The organism is Cupriavidus sp. R6-3, from assembly GCF_059772245.1.
Window position 1 is genome coordinate 1 of record NZ_JCBAJO010000081.1, and the last position, 19,202, is coordinate 19,202.

General features: G+C 68.2%; 21 protein-coding genes. 16 read left to right on the forward strand and 5 right to left on the reverse strand.

Going from position 1 to position 19,202, the window contains the following annotated elements; genetic code table 11:
* The 10 genes from amt to mnmH all read left to right on the forward strand — a co-directional run.
* Positions 1-1,296: ammonium transporter (amt, locus tag AC6EI8_RS14090; protein WP_498382212.1), on the forward strand; the 1,296-nt coding region annotated here is incomplete at its 5' end.
* A gap of 518 nt (positions 1,297-1,814) precedes the next feature.
* Positions 1,815-3,110, forward strand: a complete 1,296-nt coding sequence (gene gshA / locus AC6EI8_RS14095; RefSeq protein WP_149317153.1) for a glutamate--cysteine ligase — start codon at positions 1,815-1,817, stop codon at positions 3,108-3,110.
* Between the two features lie 84 nt (positions 3,111-3,194).
* A complete protein-coding gene (gshB, locus tag AC6EI8_RS14100) occupies positions 3,195-4,211 on the forward strand; it encodes a glutathione synthase (RefSeq protein ID WP_149317152.1) in 1,017 nt (338 codons plus the stop codon).
* 81 nt (positions 4,212-4,292) lie between these two features.
* Positions 4,293-4,748 (forward strand): PTS sugar transporter subunit IIA, encoded by a 456-nt coding sequence (locus AC6EI8_RS14105; RefSeq protein ID WP_149317151.1) that lies wholly within the window; start codon positions 4,293-4,295, stop codon positions 4,746-4,748.
* Positions 4,717-4,986: an HPr family phosphocarrier protein gene (locus AC6EI8_RS14110; RefSeq protein WP_149317150.1), complete on the forward strand. Its 270-nt coding sequence runs from the start codon at positions 4,717-4,719 to the stop codon at positions 4,984-4,986. The genes AC6EI8_RS14105 and AC6EI8_RS14110 overlap by 32 nt, the downstream gene beginning before the upstream one ends.
* Positions 4,987-5,036: 50 nt before the next feature.
* Positions 5,037-6,818, forward strand: coding sequence for a phosphoenolpyruvate--protein phosphotransferase (gene ptsP, locus AC6EI8_RS14115; RefSeq protein WP_149317149.1), 1,782 nt, complete (start codon positions 5,037-5,039; stop codon positions 6,816-6,818).
* A 192-nt stretch (positions 6,819-7,010) separates the two neighbouring features.
* Entirely contained in the window at positions 7,011-7,355 is a 345-nt protein-coding gene (locus AC6EI8_RS14120) for a (2Fe-2S)-binding protein (protein ID WP_498382217.1), read from the forward strand.
* A gap of 120 nt (positions 7,356-7,475) precedes the next feature.
* Positions 7,476-7,955 (forward strand): bacterioferritin, encoded by a 480-nt coding sequence (bfr, locus tag AC6EI8_RS14125; RefSeq protein ID WP_053821000.1) that lies wholly within the window; start codon positions 7,476-7,478, stop codon positions 7,953-7,955.
* A 233-nt stretch (positions 7,956-8,188) separates the two neighbouring features.
* Entirely contained in the window at positions 8,189-9,244 is a 1,056-nt protein-coding gene (selD, locus tag AC6EI8_RS14130) for a selenide, water dikinase SelD (protein ID WP_149317148.1), read from the forward strand.
* Complete coding sequence (gene mnmH, locus AC6EI8_RS14135; protein ID WP_498382213.1) at positions 9,244-10,389, forward strand: tRNA 2-selenouridine(34) synthase MnmH; 1,146 nt, start codon at positions 9,244-9,246, stop codon at positions 10,387-10,389. Before selD ends, mnmH begins: the two co-directional genes overlap by 1 nt.
* 81 nt (positions 10,390-10,470) lie before the next feature.
* Here the strand turns inward: mnmH and AC6EI8_RS14140 are convergent, their stop codons facing one another.
* The 3 genes from AC6EI8_RS14140 to gpmA form a co-directional block, all read right to left on the reverse strand.
* A complete protein-coding gene (locus AC6EI8_RS14140) occupies positions 10,471-11,220 on the reverse strand; it encodes a HesA/MoeB/ThiF family protein (RefSeq protein ID WP_150083650.1) in 750 nt (249 codons plus the stop codon).
* A 73-nt stretch (positions 11,221-11,293) separates the two neighbouring features.
* Positions 11,294-12,907 (reverse strand): S41 family peptidase, encoded by a 1,614-nt coding sequence (locus AC6EI8_RS14145; protein ID WP_150083649.1) that lies wholly within the window; start codon positions 12,905-12,907, stop codon positions 11,294-11,296.
* Positions 12,908-13,083: 176 nt separating this feature from the next.
* Positions 13,084-13,830: a 2,3-diphosphoglycerate-dependent phosphoglycerate mutase gene (gene gpmA / locus AC6EI8_RS14150; protein ID WP_226108131.1), complete on the reverse strand. Its 747-nt coding sequence runs from the start codon at positions 13,828-13,830 to the stop codon at positions 13,084-13,086.
* A gap of 152 nt (positions 13,831-13,982) precedes the next feature.
* On the opposite strand from gpmA, the gene AC6EI8_RS14155 reads away from it, so the two are divergent.
* From AC6EI8_RS14155 to AC6EI8_RS14180, 6 genes are all read left to right on the forward strand, one after another.
* Positions 13,983-14,396, forward strand: coding sequence for a rhodanese-like domain-containing protein (locus tag AC6EI8_RS14155; protein ID WP_149317586.1), 414 nt, complete (start codon positions 13,983-13,985; stop codon positions 14,394-14,396).
* 143 nt (positions 14,397-14,539) lie between these two features.
* On the forward strand, positions 14,540-14,797 hold the full coding sequence (gene grxC / locus AC6EI8_RS14160) for a glutaredoxin 3 (protein WP_006579210.1): 258 nt from the start codon (positions 14,540-14,542) through the stop codon (positions 14,795-14,797).
* 152 nt (positions 14,798-14,949) lie between these two features.
* The gene (gene secB, locus AC6EI8_RS14165) at positions 14,950-15,468 is read left to right on the forward strand and encodes a protein-export chaperone SecB (protein ID WP_149317143.1); all 519 of its coding nucleotides are present in this window, start codon (positions 14,950-14,952) and stop codon (positions 15,466-15,468) included.
* The gene (locus AC6EI8_RS14170) at positions 15,446-15,754 is read left to right on the forward strand and encodes a hypothetical protein (RefSeq protein ID WP_498382214.1); all 309 of its coding nucleotides are present in this window, start codon (positions 15,446-15,448) and stop codon (positions 15,752-15,754) included. Before secB ends, AC6EI8_RS14170 begins: the two co-directional genes overlap by 23 nt.
* On the forward strand, positions 15,751-16,776 hold the full coding sequence (locus tag AC6EI8_RS14175; RefSeq protein WP_150083645.1) for an NAD(P)H-dependent glycerol-3-phosphate dehydrogenase: 1,026 nt from the start codon (positions 15,751-15,753) through the stop codon (positions 16,774-16,776). Before AC6EI8_RS14170 ends, AC6EI8_RS14175 begins: the two co-directional genes overlap by 4 nt.
* Positions 16,773-17,777, forward strand: a complete 1,005-nt coding sequence (locus tag AC6EI8_RS14180; RefSeq protein ID WP_190286365.1) for a Bug family tripartite tricarboxylate transporter substrate binding protein — start codon at positions 16,773-16,775, stop codon at positions 17,775-17,777. The genes AC6EI8_RS14175 and AC6EI8_RS14180 overlap by 4 nt, the downstream gene beginning before the upstream one ends.
* Positions 17,778-17,865: 88 nt before the next feature.
* On the opposite strand, the gene trmL is transcribed toward AC6EI8_RS14180, so the two are convergent.
* Together trmL and AC6EI8_RS14190 are read right to left on the reverse strand one after the other, a co-directional pair.
* A complete protein-coding gene (trmL, locus tag AC6EI8_RS14185; protein ID WP_149317139.1) occupies positions 17,866-18,336 on the reverse strand; it encodes a tRNA (uridine(34)/cytosine(34)/5-carboxymethylaminomethyluridine(34)-2'-O)-methyltransferase TrmL in 471 nt (156 codons plus the stop codon).
* Between the two features lie 226 nt (positions 18,337-18,562).
* Positions 18,563-19,202 (reverse strand): ComF family protein (locus AC6EI8_RS14190; RefSeq protein WP_498382216.1); only part of this gene is annotated, 640 nt, incomplete at its 5' end.

Sequence of the window (19,202 nt, forward strand, 5' to 3'; positions counted from 1 at the left end):
GACGTGGCCTGGCTGCTGATGTGCACGGCCTTCGTGATCCTGATGACGCTGCCCGGCCTGGCGCTGTTCTACGGCGGCCTGGTCCGCTCGAAGAACATGCTGTCGGTGCTGATGCAGTGCCTGGTGATCTTCTCGCTGGTCGCGCTGCTGTGGGCCATCTACGGCTACAGCTTCGCCTTCACCGAGGGCAACGCCTTCTTCGGCGGCACCGACCGGCTGTTCATGAAGGGCCTGACGCCGGAAGCGGTGACGGCGACCTTCAGCAAGGGCGTGGTGATTCCGGAGCTGGGCTTCTTCGCCTTCCAGTGCGCGTTCGCGGCGATCACCTGCAGCCTGATCATCGGCGCCTTCGCCGAGCGCGCCCGCTTCTCCGCGGTGCTGGTGTTCATCGTGCTGTGGTTCACCTTCGCCTATATCCCGATGGCCCATATGGTCTGGTTCTGGCCCGGTCCGGATGCCTACACCGACGCCGCTGCCGCCGAGGCGGCGACGGCCAAGGCCGGCTGGCTGTTCCAGAAGGGCGCGCTCGACTACGCCGGCGGCACCGTGGTGCATATCAACGCCGCGGTGGCGGGCCTGGTCGGTGCCTACATGTTCGGCAAGCGGATCGGCTTCGGCCGCGAGGCGCTGCGCCCGCACAGCCTGACCTTCACCATGGTCGGCGCCTCGCTGCTGTGGTTCGGCTGGTTCGGCTTCAACGCCGGCTCGGGCCTGGAAGCGAGCGGCGGCGCGGCGCTGGCCTTCGTCAACACGCTGCTGGCGACCTGCGCGGCGGTGCTGGCGTGGACCTTCGGCGAGTGGATCACCAAGGGCAAGCCTTCGATGCTGGGCGGCGCGTCCGGCGCGGTGGCCGGCCTGGTGGCGATTACCCCGGCCGCCGGCTTCGTCGGCCCGATGGGCTCGATCGTGATGGGCCTGGTGGCGGGCCTGCTGTGCCTGTGGGGCGTGACCGGCCTGAAGCGGCTGCTGGGCGCGGACGACTCGCTGGACGTGTTCGGCGTGCATGGCGTCGGCGGCATCGCCGGGGCGATCCTGACCGGCGTGTTCGCGGCGCCGAGCCTGGGCGGCGTGGGCATCTACGACTACGTGGCCAACAAGGTCTCGGACAACTATTCGATCGCGAGCCAGGTCTGGGTGCAGACCGAGGGCGTGCTGACCACCGTGGTGTGGTCGGCGGTGGTGGCCTTCGTCGCCTTCAAGCTGGTGGACCTGCTGATCGGCCTGCGCGTGCCCGAGGACGAGGAGCGCGAAGGCCTGGACATCACCTCGCACGGCGAGACCGCCTACGAAGCCTGATGCCAACGAAACATGCGGTGCGGGGACCCACGGCTTGCCGCCCCCGCAGCGCCCACGGTGTTGTGCTGGAGAGCTGATTGGGAATCTTCTCTCAGGAGTTTTGCCCGGCCGCGTGCCGGGCTTTTTTATTGGCGGGCCGCCGGCAAAGCCAGCACTGGCGCGGCTTGCCGCCAGGTTGGCAAGCACTGTTCGCCATCCGCTTAAATCCGAATTCAATATCCTTCATTTGTGTTAAGGACAGCACCCGCATAGAGTGCAGGTGAGGCAGTTTCCTCCACCTGCAGAACGCTCCCCGTATCTGTCAGGCCACTTGAAACGCGGCGAAGCCGCGTTTTTTTTTGCCCTCGCGACGGCGCTCCCCGCGCTCTTTGAATTCCGCGGCCCATCCCCATATTGTTAGCCCAAGGCGGAAACGATCGGACATTTTCCCGTTTCGCCGGCATTGGCATGCCATCTGCATGCAATTGGCCGTTCCTCTACAATCGGGGCGGACGATAAAGACGATCAATAGGATGGATATGGTCCCGCACCTCATCACCGCGCTGAACGGCCCCCTGCTCGAACTGGAAAAGAAAATACTGGACGCGACCCCGTCCATCGAGCGGTGGTTCCGTCTGGAATGGCAGGAGCATACCCCTCCGTTCTACTGTTCGGTCGATCTGCGCAACGCCGGCTTCAAGCTGGCCCCGGTCGATACCAATCTGTTCCCCGGCGGTTTCAACAATCTGGCGCCCGAAATGCTGCCGCTGGCGGTGCAGGCGGCGATGGCGGCGATCGAGAAGATCTGTCCGGACGCCAAGAACCTGCTGCTGATCCCCGAGCGCCATACCCGCAATATGTTCTATCTGCAGAACGTGGCGCGGCTGTCGCTGATCATGCGCCAGGCGGGGCTCAATGTCCGGCTGGGCTCGCTGTCCGAGGACATTACCGAACCGACCCCGATCGAACTGCCCGACGGCCAGACCCTGGTGGTCGAGCCGCTGACCCGGCTGGGCACCAAGGACCGCCGGCTGGGGCTCAAGGACTTCGATCCCTGTTCGATCCTGCTGAACAACGACCTGTCGGCCGGCGTGCCGCCGATCCTCGAGAACATCAACGAGCAATACGTGCTGCCGCCCCTGCACGCGGGCTGGTCGACGCGGCGCAAGTCCTCGCACTTCTCGGCCTATGACGAGGTCGCCAAGAAATTCGCCAAGCTGATCGATATCGACCAGTGGATGATCAACCCGTACTTCGCCAAGGTTGGCGGCATCGACTTCCATGAGCGGGTCGGCGAGGACGCGCTGGCCGACGCGGTCGAGGGCGTGCTCAAGAAGATCGCCAAGAAGTACCGCGAGTACGGCATCAAGGAAACGCCGTACGTGGTGGTCAAGGCCGATGCCGGCACCTACGGCATGGGCGTGATGACGGTGCGCGATCCGGCGGAGGTCAAGGGCCTGAACCGCAAGGAACGCAACAAGATGAGCGTCGTCAAGGAAGGCCTCGAGGTCAACGACGTGATCATCCAGGAAGGCGTGCATACCTTCGAGAAGGTCAACGAGGCGGTGGCCGAGCCGGTGGTCTACATGATCGACCGGTACGTGGTCGGCGGCTTCTACCGCGTCCATACCGGCCGCGGCGTCGACGAGAACCTGAACGCGCCGGGCATGCATTTCGTGCCGCTGGCGTTCGCGCCCAACAGCATTCCGGACACGCATGCCAAGCCGGGCGCGGCGGTGCCCAACCGGTTCTACATGTATGGCGTGGTGGCGCGGCTCGCGCTGCTGGCGGCCTCGCTGGAACTGGAAAAGACCGACCCCAACCCGATCCTGTAACGGGGCAACGGGCACAACAGGCACAACAGGCACAACAGGCACGACCACGACCGACCACGGGCACGACAACCGGAACTCGCCAGCATGCGCATTCTGTTCATTACCGATCCGCTCGAGACCTTCAAGACCTACAAGGACTCCACCTACGCGATGATGGTCGAGGCCGCCTCGCGCGGCCACGAGCTGTTCTTCTGCCTGCAGTCGCAGCTGTCGCTGGTCGGCGGCGCGGTGGAGGCGGTCGCGCAGCGGCTGCATCTGCTGGAGGCCGGGCAGGGCAACGATGACGGTCACGATCACGCCCATGACCACGGCCATGGCCACGCCGCCTGGTTCCGCCTCGATGCCCCGGCCGCGATGCCGGTGCCGGCCTTCGACGCGGTGCTGATGCGCAAGGACCCGCCGTTCGACATGGAGTACGTGACCAGCACCTGGCTGCTGGAGCTGGCCGAGTCGCAGGGCGCCAACGTCTTCAACAAGCCGCAGGCGATCCGCGACCATTCCGAGAAGGTGGCGATCGCGCAGTTCCCGCAGTTCATTACGCCGACGCTGGTCACGCGCGATGCGGCCCGCATCCGCGCCTTCCATGCCGAGCATCGCGACATCATCGTCAAGCCGCTGGACGGCATGGGCGGCATGGGCGTGTTCCGCGTCGGCGCGGACGGCATGAACCTGGGCGCGATCATCGAGACGCTCGGGGCGAACGGCGCGCGCACGCTGATGGCGCAGCGCTATATCCCCGCGATCAAGGACGGCGACAAGCGCATCCTGCTGATCGGCGGCGAGCCGGTGCCGTACGCGCTGGCGCGCGTGCCGATGGCCGGCGAGGTGCGCGGCAATCTGGCGGCGGGCGGCACCGGCCGCGCGCAGCCGCTGTCGGAGCGCGACCGCGAGATCGCGCAGACGCTGGCGCCGGTGCTGTGGCAGCGCGGCCTGCTGCTGGTGGGACTCGACGCGATCGGCGACTACCTGACCGAGGTCAACGTGACCAGCCCGACTTGCTTCCAGGAGATCATGCAGCAGACCGGTTTCCCGGTGGCCGGCATGTTCATCGACGCGCTGGAGCGGGCGGTCGCGGCGCGGGCGGCCGCGAAGGGCGCCTGAGCGCGGGCGCCGGACTGCTTTCACGCGACGGCGCCGTTACCCCGCCTGCTACAATCGCGGCAATCCACAGGATTCACCATCATGGCAGGCATTCTGATCATCGCGCACGCGCCGCTCGCTTCCGCGCTGCGGGACTGCGCCGCGCATGTCTATTGCGGCGAGCCCAAGCGGCTCGAGGCGATCGACGTCGCTCCCGATGCGGAGCCCGCGGCCGTGCTGGCCGAGGCGCGCCGATGCCTGGCCTCGGTGATCGAAGACAATGGGGCGCTGGTGCTGACCGACATCTTCGGCGCCACCCCCGCCAATATCGCCGCCCGGCTGGCCGAGCCGGGCCGGATCAAGGTGCTCGCCGGCGTCAATCTGCCGATGCTCGTGCGGGCGATCTGCTACCGCTCTGAAAAGCTGGACCAGCTCGCCACCAAGGCGCTCGCCGGCGGCTCGCAAGGCGTGCTGCAGATCGGCTCGACCACCGTACAGAACCAGATCGCCAATCACCCCGACAAGTATGCTGCAGAGGGACATCACCATCATCAATAAGCTCGGGCTGCATGCCCGCGCCTCCGCCAAGCTCACGCAACTGGCGGGCAGTTTTGTCAGCCAGGTCAGGATGTCGCGCAACGGGCGCCAGGTCGACGCCAAGAGCATCATGGGTGTGATGATGCTGGCCGCGGGCATCGGCTCGACGGTCACGATCGAAACCGAGGGACCCGACGAGCAGGAGGCGATGGATGCGCTGACCGCGCTGATCGCCAACCGCTTCGGCGAGGGAGAGTGAGGGCGCAGGCCCTGTCCGGATTTCATCAACGTTCCTGAACGGAGCGGTTCATGCCATTCGCCCTGCACGGCATCCCAGTCTCGCGCGGCGTTGCGATCGGGCGCGCCCACCTGCTGGCGCCGGCCGCGCTCGACGTGTCCCATTACCTGGTCGACGAAGACCGGCTCGAGGACGAGGTGCTGCGGCTGCGCAACGCGCGGACCGCGGTGCGGGCCGAACTGGCGGCGCTCAAGCGCGACCTGCCGCGCGATGCGCCGGAGGAGATGGGCGCCTTCCTCGACGTGCACGCGATGATCCTCGACGACGAGATGCTGTCGCGCGAGGCCGAAAGGCTGATCCGCGAGCGCCGCTACAACGCCGAATGGGCGCTGACGACGCGGCTCGAGGACCTGATGCGCCAGTTCGACGAGATCGAGGACGAATACCTGCGCGAGCGCAAGGCCGATATCGAGCAGGTGGTCGAACGGATCCTGAAGGTGCTGGCCGGCGCGCCGGTGCTGACGCCGGCGCCGGTGCCCGCGGTGGCGGCCGACGGCCAGCCCACCCCCGGCGTGATCGTGGTCGCCCACGACATCTCGCCGGCCGACATGCTGCAGTTCCGCCATACCGTGTTCCACGGCTTCGTCACCGACCTGGGCGGGCGCACCTCGCATACCGCGATCGTCGCGCGCAGCCTCGACATTCCGGCCGCGGTCGGCGTGCAGAACGCGAGCGAGCTGATCCGCCAGGATGACTGGATCATCATCGACGGCGATGCCGGGCTGGTGATCGTCGACCCGACGCCGATCATCCTCGAGGAATACCGTCATCGGCAGAGCGAGCGGGCGCTCGAGAACAAGCGGCTGCAGCGGCTGCGGCATACGCCCGCGGTGACGCTGGACGGCATCGAGATCGATCTGCTGGCCAATATCGAGATGGCCGAGGACGCGTCCGCCGCGCTGGCCGCCGGCGCGGTCGGCGTGGGCCTGTTCCGCTCCGAATTCCTGTTCATGAACCGGCGCGGCGAACTGCCCGGCGAGGACGAACAGTTCGAGGCCTACCGCCGCGCGGTCGAGGCGATGCGCGGGCTGCCGGTCACCATCCGCACCATCGACATCGGCGCCGACAAGCCGCTGCTGGATTTCCGCGACGGGCGCGACGGCCGTGCCGAGGAATACGAGACCGCGCTCAATCCCGCGCTGGGCTTGCGCGCGATCCGCTGGTCGCTGTCCGAGCCGGCGATGTTCCTGACCCAGCTGCGCGCGCTGCTGCGCGCCTCGGCCTTCGGGCCGGTGCGGCTGCTGTTCCCGATGCTGGCGCATGCGCGCGAGATCGACCAGACGCTGGAACTGGTGGCGCGCGCCAAGCACGAGCTCGATCAGCGCGGGGTCGCCTACGATCCCAACCTGAAGGTCGGCGCGATGATCGAGATCCCGGCCGCGGTGCTGCTGCTGCCGCTGTTCCTGCGGCGCATGGACTTCCTGTCGATCGGCACCAACGACCTGATCCAGTACACGCTGGCGATCGACCGCGCCGACAACGCCGTCGCGCATCTGTACGACCCGCTGCATCCCGCGGTGCTGCAACTGATCGCGCGCACCATCCGCGAGGCAAATCACGCCGGCGTGCCGGTCGCCGTCTGCGGCGAGATGGCGGGCGACCCGGCGATGACCCGGCTGCTGCTCGGCATGGGCCTGCGCGAGTTCTCGATGCACCCCGCCCAGCTCCTGCGCGTCAAGCAGGAGATCCTGCATGCGGACTGCACCCGGCTGGAGGGCCTGGTCGAACAGGTGCTGTGCGCCTACGAGCCGGAAGAGGCCGCCGCCGCGCTGGCGCGACTGTCACAACCCTGAAACTCGCGGGGTTATAGCGGCCCTTCCTTGTGGTGCATAAGTGCTTCTTGGACCGCGTGGCGAGCCGCCACGTGACGGCCTAAGCCCTTGATTTGGAAGGAAGTGATTCCAATTCCCCTATGATGTTTCTGTTTCTTAATGGGAATTGTTATCATTTTTGATCTCTGTTATTCTGCCTCCAACAGTCAGGACATGCCGGTGTCCGCGCTGCCCCAAGGAGGCTTTGTGTACGTCTGCATCTGCAACCAGGTAACCGATCGCGAAATCCATGGCGCCGTCCAGCTGGGCGTGTCCACGCTCGACGAGCTGGCCGAAACGCTCGGCGTCGGCACTTGCTGCGGCCGCTGCCGCGATTGCGCGCAGCAGGTTCTCGCCGAGGGCGTTGCAGCGTCCTGCCACGGCGCTTCCGCCACGGTGACGGCCCAGACCGTTCACGTCGTCCAGTTTTCCTCCTGTTCCTCGTCGGGACCGCGTGCCATAATGGACACACGGGACCCGGCAGTCGCGAACGACCAGCAAACCGAGCTGGTTGCCTGAACACGCCTCCCGATCGCAGACCGGCGATCGGCGCGTGTCTTCGTCGTTTTCCTCTGACTGCACGCGGCGCAACCAGCGCCGCGTCGCGTTTTTGCGGGCCCGTAGCAACAGGAGCCCCCGATGAAAGGTGACAAGAAGGTCATCCAGTATCTGAATGCGCAGCTCACCAACGAGCTGACCGCGGTCAACCAGTATTTCCTGCACGCCCGTATGTATCGCCACTGGGGCCTCAAGAAGCTCGGCGACGTGGAGTACAAGGAATCGATCGGCGAAATGAAGCATGCCGACCGGCTGATCGAACGCATTCTGATGCTCGACGGACTGCCCAACCTGCAGGACCTGCACAAGCTGCTGATCGGCGAAGACACGCCCGAGATGCTCAAGTGCGACCTGAAGCTGGAGCAGACCGCTCACGTGACGGTCAAGGAAGGCATCGCCTACTGTGAATCGGTCGGCGACTATGTCAGCCGCGAGATTCTGGTCGACATCCTGACCGATACCGAAGAGCACATCGAGTATCTGGAAACGCAGCTGGACCTGATCGACAAGGTCGGCCTGCAGAACTATCTGCAATCGCAGATGGAGCCGGGCGAGCAGTAAAGCCCGGCCGCGGCAGGACCCGCAAGGCCCCGCAACGCCAGTTTCCGGGCCAGGCGGTCGTCAGCGGCGCCTCACCGAGCCGCCCGCCGCCGCGCGCTTCGCAGCTTGAATCCCTCTCATTCCCATTCGGTTTCTCATCTCCCGGTCCCATCTACCGGTCGACTCCATCCCGACTCCGATCTCCAGCGCTGCCGCCACCTCCGCGGTCCGATCTCCCAGCGAGGACACTGCCCATGCCGGAACCCATCCGATTGACGCAATACAGCCACGGCGCCGGCTGCGGCTGCAAGATTTCGCCGCAGGTGCTCGACGTGATCCTGGCCGGCAGCGGGCCGCAGCACCTGGACCCGCGGCTGTGGGTCGGCAACGCCTCACGCGATGACGCAGCGGTCTACGCGATCGACGGCAGCGACGAGGGCCGCGCGCTGGTCTCGACCACCGACTTCTTCATGCCGGTGGTCGACGATCCCTTCGACTTCGGCCGTATCGCGGCCACCAATGCGATCAGCGACGTCTATGCGATGGGCGGCGATCCGCTGCTCGCCATCGCGATCCTGGGCTGGCCGGTCAATGTGCTGCCGCCCGAGGTCGCGCGCGAAGTGGTGGCCGGCGGGCGGCGCGCCTGCGACGAGGCCGGCATCGCACTGGCCGGCGGGCATTCGATCGATGCGCCCGAGCCGATCTTCGGCCTGGCCGTGACCGGCATGGTCGAGCGCGCGCATCTGAAGCGCAACGACACCGCGCGCGCCGGCTGCCGGCTGTATCTGACCAAGCCGCTGGGCATCGGCGTGCTGACCACCGCCGGCAAGCAGGGCAAGCTGCGCGACGAACACAGCCGCCTGGCGACCGACTGGATGTGCCGGCTGAACCGTCCCGGCAGCCGCTTCGGCCGGCTCGAGGCGGTGCGCGCGATGACCGACGTGACCGGCTTCGGCCTGCTCGGCCATCTGGTCGAAATGGCCGACGGCAGCGGGCTGACCGCGCGGCTGGACCACGCCGCGGTGCCGCTGCTGCCGGGCGTGCGCGAGTACGTCGCGGCCGGCTGCGTGCCCGGCGGCACCCAGCGCAACTTCGCCAGCTACGGACACCGGATCGCCTGTGCCGACGGCGAACTGGACGCGGCACGGCGCGCGGTGCTGTGCGATCCGCAGACCAGCGGGGGGCTGCTGGTCGCGGTCGAGCCCGCGGGCGAACAGGAATTCCTCGCCGTGGCGGCCGAATGCGGCCTCGCGCTCGAATGCATCGGGGAAATGACCGAGCGCGCCGATCACGCCGTGGTGGTGTGCTGATGGACCGCATGCCCGGGTCATCGCTCACCGCAAGGCCGGACAGCGCCGACTATCGGGCGCTGCTGCTGTCCGGCGTGCCGATGCTGGACGTGCGCGCGCCGACCGAGTTCACGCGCGGCGCCTTCCCGGGCGCGGTCAATCTGCCGTTGATGGACGACGACGAACGCCACCAGGTCGGCTGCCGCTACAAGGAGGAAGGCCAGCAGGCGGCGATCGCGCTCGGCCATGCGCTGGTCAGCGGCGAGCGCAAGGCGATGCGGGTGGCGGCCTGGGCCGAATTCGCACGGTGCCATCCCGACGGCTATCTGTACTGCTTCCGCGGCGGCCTGCGCTCGCAGATCTCGCAGCAATGGCTGCGCGAGGCCGGCATCGACTATCCGCGCGTCACCGGCGGCTACAAGGCGATGCGGACGTTCCTGATCGAATCGCTGGACGCCGCCGTCACGGAATGCGACTGGCTGGTGCTCGGCGGCCTGACGGGCAGCGGCAAGACCGCGCTGCTGGCCGAGCTCGACAGCGGGGTCGATCTCGAAGGCCATGCCGCGCATCGGGGCTCCAGCTTCGGCCGGCGCGCACGTCCGCAGCCGACGCAGATCAACTTCGAGAACGGGCTGGCGATCGATCTGCTGCGGCGGCGCGCCGCCGGCGCCGGCACGCTGGTGGTGGAAGACGAGGGCCGCTTCATCGGCAGCCGCGACGTGCCGCCGCGGCTGTACGCCCGCATGCAGGCGAGTCCGCTGGTGTGGCTGGACGAACCGTTCGAGGCGCGCGTCGAACGCGTGCTGCACGATTATGTGGTCGATCTGGCGGCCGAATATGTCGCCGCGCATGGGCCGGACAAGGGCTTCGACGCCTTCTCGGAACGGATGCGCGACGCGCTGGCCGGCATCTCGCGCCGGCTCGGCGGCCAGCGCTACGAGCGCCTGGCCGCGCTGCTCGCCCATGCGCTGCAACGCCAGGCGCAGAGCGGCGAGGTCGACGAGCACCGCGTCTGGATCGCGGTGCTGCTGCGCCATTACTACGACCCGATGTACGACTACCAGCGCGAGGCGAGGGAGAGCCGCATCGTGTTCCGCGGCGATCGGCAGGCAGTGCGCGAATATCTGCGCAATCAGGCGACCGTACAGCGGCAGATCGCTCGCTGAACAACGGAGCCGGCCGGCCGGTGGGTTTTTCCGCTCCGCGGGCGGAAGAGGAGTAGGGGAGAGAGCGGGACCGCGGCGCCTTCAATGCCCGCCGCAAACCTCGCAGTCGGGCGTGCGCGCCAGCGCCATCGTGGTCCATTCCATGCGGAACGCATCCACCATCAGCAGTCGTCCGGCCAGCGTCTCGCCCACGCCGGCGATCAGCTTCAGCGCCTCGGCGGCCTGCACGGTGCCGACCATGCCGACCAGCGGCGCGAACACGCCCATGGTCGCGCAGGCGGCCTCCGGCGCGTTCTCCGACGGCGGAAACAGGCAGGCGTAGCACGGCGCATCGTCGCGCCGGCGATCGAACACGCTGATTTGCCCGTCGAAGCGCAGCGCCGCGCCCGAGACCAGCGGCACCCGATGCGCGACGCAGGCGCGGTTGACCGCATGGCGCGTGGCGAAGTTGTCGCAGCAGTCCAGCACCACGTCGGCGTCGCGTACCAGCACATCCAGTTCGCTGTCGCCGACGCGCGCCGGCACCAGCCGCACATCGATCTCGGGATTGATCCGCAGCATGCCCTCGCGCGCCGACTCGACCTTGGGCCGGCCGACATTGGCGGTGGTGTGCAGGATCTGGCGTTGCAGATTGGTCAGGTCGACGTCGTCGTTGTCGACCACGACGATGGTGCCGACGCCGGCCGAGGCCAGATAGGGCAGCGCCGCGGCGCCCAGGCCGCCGGCGCCGATCACCAGCGCGCGGCCGGCCAGCAGCCGGCCCTGGCCTTCGATGCCCAGCTCATCGAGCAGGATGTGCCGCGAGTAGCGCAGCAGTTGGTCGTCGTTCATCGGGCGGGCGGCGGGACCGGGGTCCCGCCGCGATGCGTCGGTCTACGCGTTCAGGCTTCGTTCGCGAACGTGGTCAGGGCGCCTTGCCGGTCGGCGTGCCGAGCGGCTTGCCCATCGGCGCGCTCGCCGGCGGCTTGCTGTCCGGCTTCACTTCGGGCGCGGCGGGCTTGGCGTCCGGAGCGGGTGCGCGCTTGGACGGATCGGCCTTGACCGGGCCCTTCGGCACCTTGCTGTCGGACACCGGCGTCGCCTCGAGCTTGGAGCGCGAGCGCTTGATCGGCTCGCCCTTGAGCTGGTGGATCGCCTGCTGCAGCATGAAGTCCTCGGCGGTGCCGAACTCGATCGGCTTCTTGCGCCGTTCCTTCTCGCGCTCCTCCGGCGACTTCTTCGCGTTCTCTTCCTCGAGCCGGCGCAGTTCCTCGACGCGGCGCTGCTCGCGCTCGGTCATCTCGGCTTCTTCCGATTCCTGCTTGTTGTGCAGATGGCGCTCGGTGTCGATCTCGCGCGTGATCAGCGCGTCGTCCGGATCGCCTTCCGGATTCTGGTCGACCGGGATGTCCGGACGGATGCCCTTGGCCTGGATCGACTTGCCCGACGGCGTGTAGTAGTACGCGATGGTCAGCTTGATGCCGGTGTCGTTCGTCAGCGGCCGCACGGTCTGCACCGAGCCCTTGCCGAACGTGGTCTTGCCCATGATCAGCGCGCGCTTGTGGTCCTGCAGCGCGCCCGCGACGATTTCCGAGGCCGACGCCGAATAGGCGTTGGTCAGCACCACCATCGGGATCTTCTTGAACAGCGGCGGCAGATCCTTCAGCGGATCGTCCTCGACCGACGACAGCCGGTAGTTGTTGAAGTTGGTCTTGTAGACCCGCTTGGCGTCGGGCACCTGGCCGTTGGTCGAGACCACGGTCACGTCCTCGGGCAGGAAGGCCGCGGACACGCCGACCGCGCCCTGCAGCACGCCGCCGCCGTTGTTGCGCAGATCCAGCACCAGGCCCTTCATGTTCGGATTCTTCTGCGCCAGCTCGGCCAGGCGCCGGCCCAGGTCGGCCACGGTGCGTTCCTGGAAGCTGGTCAGGCGGACCCAGCCGATGGCCGGATCGACCATCTTGGCCTTGACCGACTGCACGCGGATCTCGGCGCGCGTGATCGACACCGGGAAGGTGCGTTCCTCGCTCTTGCGGTAGATCGTCAGCGTGACCTTGGTGCCCGGCTCGCCGCGCATGCGCTTGACCGCCTGTTCCAGCGGCAGGCCGCGCACCGGCTTGTCGTCGATGCGGGTGATCAGGTCGCCGGGCTGGATTCCGGCGCGGAAGGCGGGCGTGTCCTCGATCGGGTTGATGACCTTGACCAGGCCCTCTTCCTGCGAGATCTCGATGCCCAGGCCCGCGAAACGGCCGCGCGTGCCTTCCTGCAGTTCCTTGAAGTCCTTGGCGTCCAGATACGACGAATGCGGGTCGAGGCTGGCGACCATGCCCTTGATGGCTTCGGTCAGCAGCTTCTTGTCGTCGACCGGCTCGACGTACTCGCGCTTGATCTGCCCGAATATGTCCGCCATCAGCCGCAACTGCTCCAGGGGCAGCGGCCCCGAGGAGTTCTGCGCGGTCGCGGACAGCTGCAGCGTGGCGAGCACGCCGGCAACGAGTCCCGCGGAGACAAGGCTGATGTTCTTGAGCGTCTTACGCATGTGGGCTGCCTGAACGTTGATTGGCGCCGGCCAGGGCGCCGTGGATTGCGCCGGTTGCGGCGTGGCGCAAGGGGCGCTGCCGGTCCGGTCTGACCGACAGTATAAGAGCGGGCGGAAAAAAAGGCCGCGCCGCGATGCGGCGCAGGCCTTGATGCGTCAAGGCTGGCGGGTCCGGCTCAGCGGGCCTTGCCCTGGCTGGCGACAGCGGCCAGCGAGGCGGCGATCGCTTCCTGGTCGCCCAGGTAGTAATGCCGGATCGGCCGCAGTTCGGCGTCGAGTTCGTACACGAGCGGCGTGCCGTTCGGGATATTGAGGCCCACGATATCGTCATCGGAAATCTGGTCGAGGTACTTCACCAGCGCGCGGATGCTGTTGCCATGGGCCGCGATCACCACGCGCTTTCCGGCTTTGATGTCCGGTGCGATCGATTCGTTCCAGAGCGGCAGCACGCGGGCGACCGTGTCCTTCAGGCATTCGGTCAGCGGAATCAGTTCGCGCGGCACGTTGGCATAGCGCGGATCGTCATACGAGGCGCGCGGATCAGTCGGCTCGAGCGCGGGGGGCGGGGTGTCGTAGCTGCGGCGCCAGACCAGCACCTGCTCGTCGCCGAACCTGGCGGCCGTCTCGGCCTTGTTCAGGCCCGCCAGCGCACCGTAGTGGCGCTCGTTGAGGCGCCATTCGTTGCGCACCGGGATCCACATCAGGTCCATCTCGTCCTGCACATGCCACAGCGTGCGGATCGCGCGCTTGAGCACCGAGGTATAGGCCACGTCGAAGGCGAAGCCGGCGTCCTTCAGCAGTTGGCCGGCCTGGCGGGCCTGCTGCGCGCCGGTTTCGGTCAGGTCCACGTCGACCCAGCCGGTGAAGCGGTTTTCCAGATTCCAGGTCGATTCGCCGTGGCGGATGAGAACGAGTTTGTACATGCTGCTTCCAAAGAGTGAGAATGCTGCGCGCGCCGCTCGCGGGCCACTTGCCGGCCGCGGTGAACGCCACGCGAACCGGCCCAACGGACAGGGCCTGGGCGCGAAACCGGCTATTTTATAATGCCGCCGACACAACCCACCGGAAACCCAACGTGAATTTCTTCGCCGACTACAACAACCTTGCCCTGATCGCCCTCGCGGTGGTGTCGGGCGGCCTGCTGGCCTGGCCCACCATTTCGCGCAGCGCGGGCGGCAAGACGGTCAATGCGACCACGGCGACGCAGCTGATCAACAAGCGCGGCGCCGTCGTGGTCGATATCCGCGAACCGGCCGAATATGCCAAGGGCCACCTGCCGCAGGCCAGGAGCGCGCCGCTGGCCGAGCTGGCCAATCGCGCGGCCAGCCTTGCGAAGGACAAGTCCGCCCCCATCATCGTCGTATGCCAGACCGGCCAGCGTTCGTCCAAGGCGCACGCGGCACTGAAGCAGGCCGGCTTCGGCGAGGTCTATTCCCTGGAAGGCGGCGTGGCCGCCTGGCAGCAGGCCGGTCTGCCGCTGGTCAAGTAAGTCCCCAGCCGGGCCGATGCCGTGCTCGGGCGGGCCGTCAGCAGGCCCCGCCCGACGCTGGTACAGTCCGGAAGTCGACCGGCCGCCGCTGCCACCGCAGCGGCGGCGCCGGTCCGAACCGCAAGATGCAAGGAGATAAGCGCATGGCCCGCGTCGTCATGTACAGCACGATGGTGTGTCCGTATTGCCAGATGGCCGAGCGCCTGCTGCGCTCGAAGGGGGTCGAGACGATCGAGAAGATCATGATCGACCGCGAGCCCGGCAAGCGCGAGGAAATGATGAGCCGCACCGGTCGCCGCACCGTGCCGCAGATCTATATCGACGACCGCCACGTCGGCGGCTTCGACGATCTGTCCGCGCTCGATCGCCAAGGGGGCCTGGCGCCGCTGCTGGCTGCCTGATCCGCCCCCCGCGCGGATGAATTCGTCATCCGCGTCATGTACCATATGCGTTTTCCAACCGGACCACGCGGTTGGCCGCCGCCTGGCGCGCGGCCGTCCGCAGCCCGTCCCCTTCCCGCCACGTTTCATTCCCGCCATTCGGGCAGCCATCCATGAGCGACCAGCAAACCAATCAGCAGCAGGACGATCAACCGTACTTCAATATCCAGCGCGTCTACCTGAAGGACATGTCGCTGGAGCAGCCGAATTCGCCGCAGATCTTCCTCGAAACCGAAGCGCCTTCGGTCGAAGTGCAGGTCAACGTCGGCGCCTCGCAGCTGACGGACGGCATCTTCGAGGTCGTCGTGACCGGCACGGTCACCACCAAGGTGCAGGACAAGGTCGCCTTCCTGGTCGAGGCCCATCAGGCCGGCATCTTCGATATCCGCAACGTGCCGGACGAACAGCTCGATCCGCTGCTGGGCATCGCCTGCCCGACCATCCTGTATCCGTACCTGCGCAGCAATATCGCCGACGTGATCACGCGCGCGGGCTTCCAGGCCATCCATCTGTCGGAAATCAACTTCCAGGCGCTGTACGAGCAGCGCCTGCAGGCGGCGATGGAGCAGGCACAGGCGGAAGGCGGCGGCGCCGGCATCGTGATGCCCGATGGCACGCAGGCACGTCACTGATCGTCGAAATATCTGCCGGCGGAACGGGGCTGCGGCCCCGTTCCGCCTTTTTGCGTCTATAGCTTCAATCGATGACATCGACGCCATCGACGCCATAGCCGACATCGCCGACATCGCCGGCATCGCCGACATCGCTGCGACCGCTGACTTCGCTATGACCACGGACATCGCTGCGATGCTGTCATCGCTGACATCGCGTCCACCGTCGGGCATGCAGCGGGCTGATCTCTCGACCGCCATCGACCAACGCCACGACCAACGCTACCAACCAACGCCACGACCATGAACCTCGCCTTTCTCGGAGCCGGCGCCTGGGGCACCGCGCTGGCCAGCCATGCCGCCGCCGCGCACGCGGTCGTGCTGTGGGGCCGGGACGCCGGCCAGCTCGCCGCGATGGCGGCCTCCGGCGTCAATGCGGACTATCTGCCGGGCGTGCCGCTGTCCGAGCGACTCGGCTTCGAGGCCGATTTCGCCCGTGCGGCCGCGCACGCGCTGTGCGCGCCTGACGGGCTGGTGATCGTCGCCACGCCGGTGTCGGGTTTGCGCGAGATGACGCGGCGCCTGGCCACCGAGGCCTCCGCGCACGGCGTGCCGCTGCGCATGCTGTGGCTGTGCAAGGGCTTCGAGGCCGGCACGCACGCGATGCCGCATCAGATGGTGGCCGAGGAACTGGCGGCGGCCGGCGCCTCGGTGCCGGTCGAGTACGGCGTGCTGACGGGACCGAGCTTCGCGCGCGAGGTCGCGCTGGGGCTGCCGTGCGCGCTGACCGTGGCCGGCAATGCGCCGGCGATCGCGGAACTCGCGCAGCGCGCCTTCCACCATCGCGCGATGCGGATCTACGGCAGCGACGATCTGGTTGGCGTCGAGGTCGGCGGCGCGGTCAAGAACGTGCTGGCGATCGCCACCGGCGCCAGCGATGGGCTCGGCCTCGGGCTCAATGCGCGCGCCGCGCTGGTCACGCGCGGCCTTGCCGAGATGACGCGGCTGGGGCTGGCGCTGGGCGGACGCGCCGAGACCTTCATGGGCCTGGCCGGCATGGGCGACCTGATCCTGACCGCCACCGGCGATCTGTCGCGCAACCGCAAGGTCGGCCAGCAGCTGGCCGGCGGCCGGACGCTGGAGCAGGTGCTGGCCGACCTGGGCCACGTCGCCGAGGGCGTGCGCTGCGCGCAGGCCGTGGCGGCACTGGCTGACCAGCATGGCGTCGAGATGCCGATCACGCGCGCCGTTTGCGCGGTGCTGTTCGAGGGCTTGGCGGTGGCCGACGCGGTCACGCAGCTGCTGCAACGCGACGCGCGCGACGAATGACCGCACCGGATCGCCTGAAATCACGCCGGCATTGGCTGGGCGCGCTGGCCGCCTGCGGCGGGGCGCTGGCGCTGCCGCGCTCTCTGCTGGCGGCCGGCAAGGACTGGCCCGCGCGGCCGCTGCGCATGGTGGTGCCGTTTCCGCCCGGATCGTCCCCGGACCTGATCGCGCGCTTGATTTCCGACCCGCTGGCGCAGGCGCTGGGCCAGCCGGTGGTGATCGAGAACCGGCCGGGCGCCGGCGGCAATATCGGCACCGGGCAGGTCGCCCGCGCCGCGCCGGACGGCTACACGCTGCTGTTCACCATCAACGGTCCGCTGGTCACGGCGCCGACGCTGTCGCGCCATCTGCCCTACGATCCGGTGCGCCAGCTGGCGCCGATCACGCTGGTCGCGACCTCGCCCAACGTGCTGGTGGTCGACCCGCGCACCGGCGTGCGCGATCTGCGCGAGTTCGTCGCGCTGGCGCGCGAGCGGCCCGGTGCGCTCAATTACGGCTCGGTCGGCAACGGCAGCGCCGCGCATCTGGCGATGGAGCAGCTGAAGGCGCGGGCCGGAATCTCGCTCGAACACATCCCGTATCCCGGCTTTCCGCAGATCGCGGCGGCGATGATCGCCGGGCAGATCCAGGCCGCCTTCATGGTGCCGGCGATCGCGATGCCGCAGGTCAATGCGGGCAGGCTGCGCGTGCTCGCGGTCACGACCAGCGGTCGCACCAGCCTGCTGCCGTCGGTGCCAACCGTGGCCGAATCCGGCTATCCGGGCTTCGAGGCGATCTCGTGGCAGGCGGTGCTGGCCCCGGCCGGCACGCCGGCGCCCATCGTCGACCGGCTCTATCGCGAACTGGTGAAGATCATCGGCAGCGACAGCGTGCGCGCGCAGATGCGGGCGCAGTACTTCATGCCGGCCGGCACCGCGCCGGCCTCGCTGCGCCAGACCATGGCGAGCGAGAAGGCGCGCTGGGACCAGGTCATCCGCGCGGCCGGCGTGCAGCCGGAATAGCCGAACGTTCGGCGTTCAGGCGCCGCCGGCGAAGCCCTGCTGGCGCCAGGCCCCGGACACCACCACGGCGACGGTGTTCGACAGGCGTTCAGGCGCCGCCGGCAAAACCCTGCTGGCGCCAGGCCTCGAACACCACCACGGCGACGGTGTTCGACAGATTCAGGCTGCGGTTGTTGGGGCGCATCGGCAGGCGGATGCGCTGCGACGGCGCGAACCATTCGCGGCGCTCTGGCGCCAGCCCGCGCGTTTCCGAACCGAACACGAACCAGTCCCCGGGGGCGAAGGCGACCTGGCCGAACGGCGTCGAGCCGTGCGTGGTCAGCGCAAACATGCGCGCGGGATCGGGACGTTCGCCGGCGAGGAAGGCGTCCCAGCTGTCGTGCACCTTCATGCTGGCGTACTCGTGGTAGTCGAGGCCGGCGCGGCGCATGCGCGCGTCGTCCAGCGGAAAGCCGAGCGGCTTGACCAGGTGCAGTTGCGCGCCGGTGTTGGCGCACAGGCGGATCACGTTGCCGGTGTTCGGCGGGATCTCGGGTTCGACTAGGACGACATGGAACATGGCGCGCGCAGCTTACCGTGCCGCGGCGCCGCTGTCATCCCACGTGCCATCGCGGGCTCCATCGGCGGCATCACGGCGTGCATCTCCGCGGGACCATCGCGCGTATCACGGCGGGGCATTACAGCAGGCATCACGGCAGGCATCACGGCGGGCATCACGGCGGGCATCACGGCAGGCATCACGGCAGGCATCACGGCAGGCATCACGGCAGGCATCACGGCAGGCATCACTGCGGCGCGGGCGTGCGCAGCGCCACCAGCGCGGTGACGCGCGCCGCGCCGTGGCGTTTGAGCACGGCGGCCGCCTCGGCCAGCGTGGCGCCGGTGGTCATCACATCGTCGACCAGCGCGACATGCCGTCCGCGCACGTCGTCGGCGTCGGCATGGCGCGCCAGCGCGAAGGCGCCCGCGATATTGAGATGCCGGCGGTAGGCCGCCAGCGCGGTTTGCGGCGCGGTGTCGCGCGCCCGCACCAGCAGATCGGCACGGGCCGCCGCGCCGAGTCGAGGCGCGAGGCTGCGGGCGATTTCCCACGATTGATTGAAGCCGCGCTCGGCGAGCCGCGCCGGGGCCAAGGGAATCGGCACGACCAGGCAGGGCTTGTCGTCCGGATCGCTCGATGACGGCGAGGGCCGGGCGGCCCAGGCCGACGCCAGTTCGCACGCCAGCCAGTTGGCCAGCGGCAGCACGCCGCCGAACTTCAGGGCCAGCACCAGCGCCTCGCGCGGCGGCGCGTAGTCGCCCAGGGCGATGGTGGTGTCGAAGGGCGGCGGCGCGCAGCGGCACATATTGCAGAGGCCGGCGGCCCGATGCGGCAGGGCGCAGCGCGGACAGCGCGGCGTCGGCTTCAGCAGGTCGTCCGCGCAG

Bases quoted from the DNA above. Each gene is read 5' to 3' on its own strand.
- AC6EI8_RS14145 (WP_150083649.1), bottom strand. From the start codon at position 12,907: ATGCGTAAGACGCTCAAGAACATCAGCCTTGTCTCCGCGGGACTCGTT.
- ptsP (WP_149317149.1), top strand. From the start codon at position 5,037: ATGCCATTCGCCCTGCACGGCATCCCAGTCTCGCGCGGCGTTGCGATC.
- secB (WP_149317143.1), top strand. From the start codon at position 14,950: ATGAGCGACCAGCAAACCAATCAGCAGCAGGACGATCAACCGTACTTC.
- gpmA (WP_226108131.1), bottom strand. From the start codon at position 13,830: ATGTACAAACTCGTTCTCATCCGCCACGGCGAATCGACCTGGAATCTG.
- selD (WP_149317148.1), top strand. From the start codon at position 8,189: ATGCCGGAACCCATCCGATTGACGCAATACAGCCACGGCGCCGGCTGC.
- grxC (WP_006579210.1), top strand. From the start codon at position 14,540: ATGGCCCGCGTCGTCATGTACAGCACGATGGTGTGTCCGTATTGCCAG.
- gshA (WP_149317153.1), top strand. From the start codon at position 1,815: ATGGTCCCGCACCTCATCACCGCGCTGAACGGCCCCCTGCTCGAACTG.
- AC6EI8_RS14110 (WP_149317150.1), top strand. From the start codon at position 4,717: ATGCTGCAGAGGGACATCACCATCATCAATAAGCTCGGGCTGCATGCC.
- gshB (WP_149317152.1), top strand. From the start codon at position 3,195: ATGCGCATTCTGTTCATTACCGATCCGCTCGAGACCTTCAAGACCTAC.
- AC6EI8_RS14170 (WP_498382214.1), top strand. From the start codon at position 15,446: ATGGCACGCAGGCACGTCACTGATCGTCGAAATATCTGCCGGCGGAAC.
- AC6EI8_RS14105 (WP_149317151.1), top strand. From the start codon at position 4,293: ATGGCAGGCATTCTGATCATCGCGCACGCGCCGCTCGCTTCCGCGCTG.
- trmL (WP_149317139.1), bottom strand. From the start codon at position 18,336: ATGTTCCATGTCGTCCTAGTCGAACCCGAGATCCCGCCGAACACCGGC.
- mnmH (WP_498382213.1), top strand. From the start codon at position 9,244: ATGGACCGCATGCCCGGGTCATCGCTCACCGCAAGGCCGGACAGCGCC.
- AC6EI8_RS14175 (WP_150083645.1), top strand. From the start codon at position 15,751: ATGAACCTCGCCTTTCTCGGAGCCGGCGCCTGGGGCACCGCGCTGGCC.
- bfr (WP_053821000.1), top strand. From the start codon at position 7,476: ATGAAAGGTGACAAGAAGGTCATCCAGTATCTGAATGCGCAGCTCACC.
- AC6EI8_RS14140 (WP_150083650.1), bottom strand. From the start codon at position 11,220: ATGAACGACGACCAACTGCTGCGCTACTCGCGGCACATCCTGCTCGAT.
- AC6EI8_RS14120 (WP_498382217.1), top strand. From the start codon at position 7,011: ATGCCGGTGTCCGCGCTGCCCCAAGGAGGCTTTGTGTACGTCTGCATC.
- AC6EI8_RS14180 (WP_190286365.1), top strand. From the start codon at position 16,773: ATGACCGCACCGGATCGCCTGAAATCACGCCGGCATTGGCTGGGCGCG.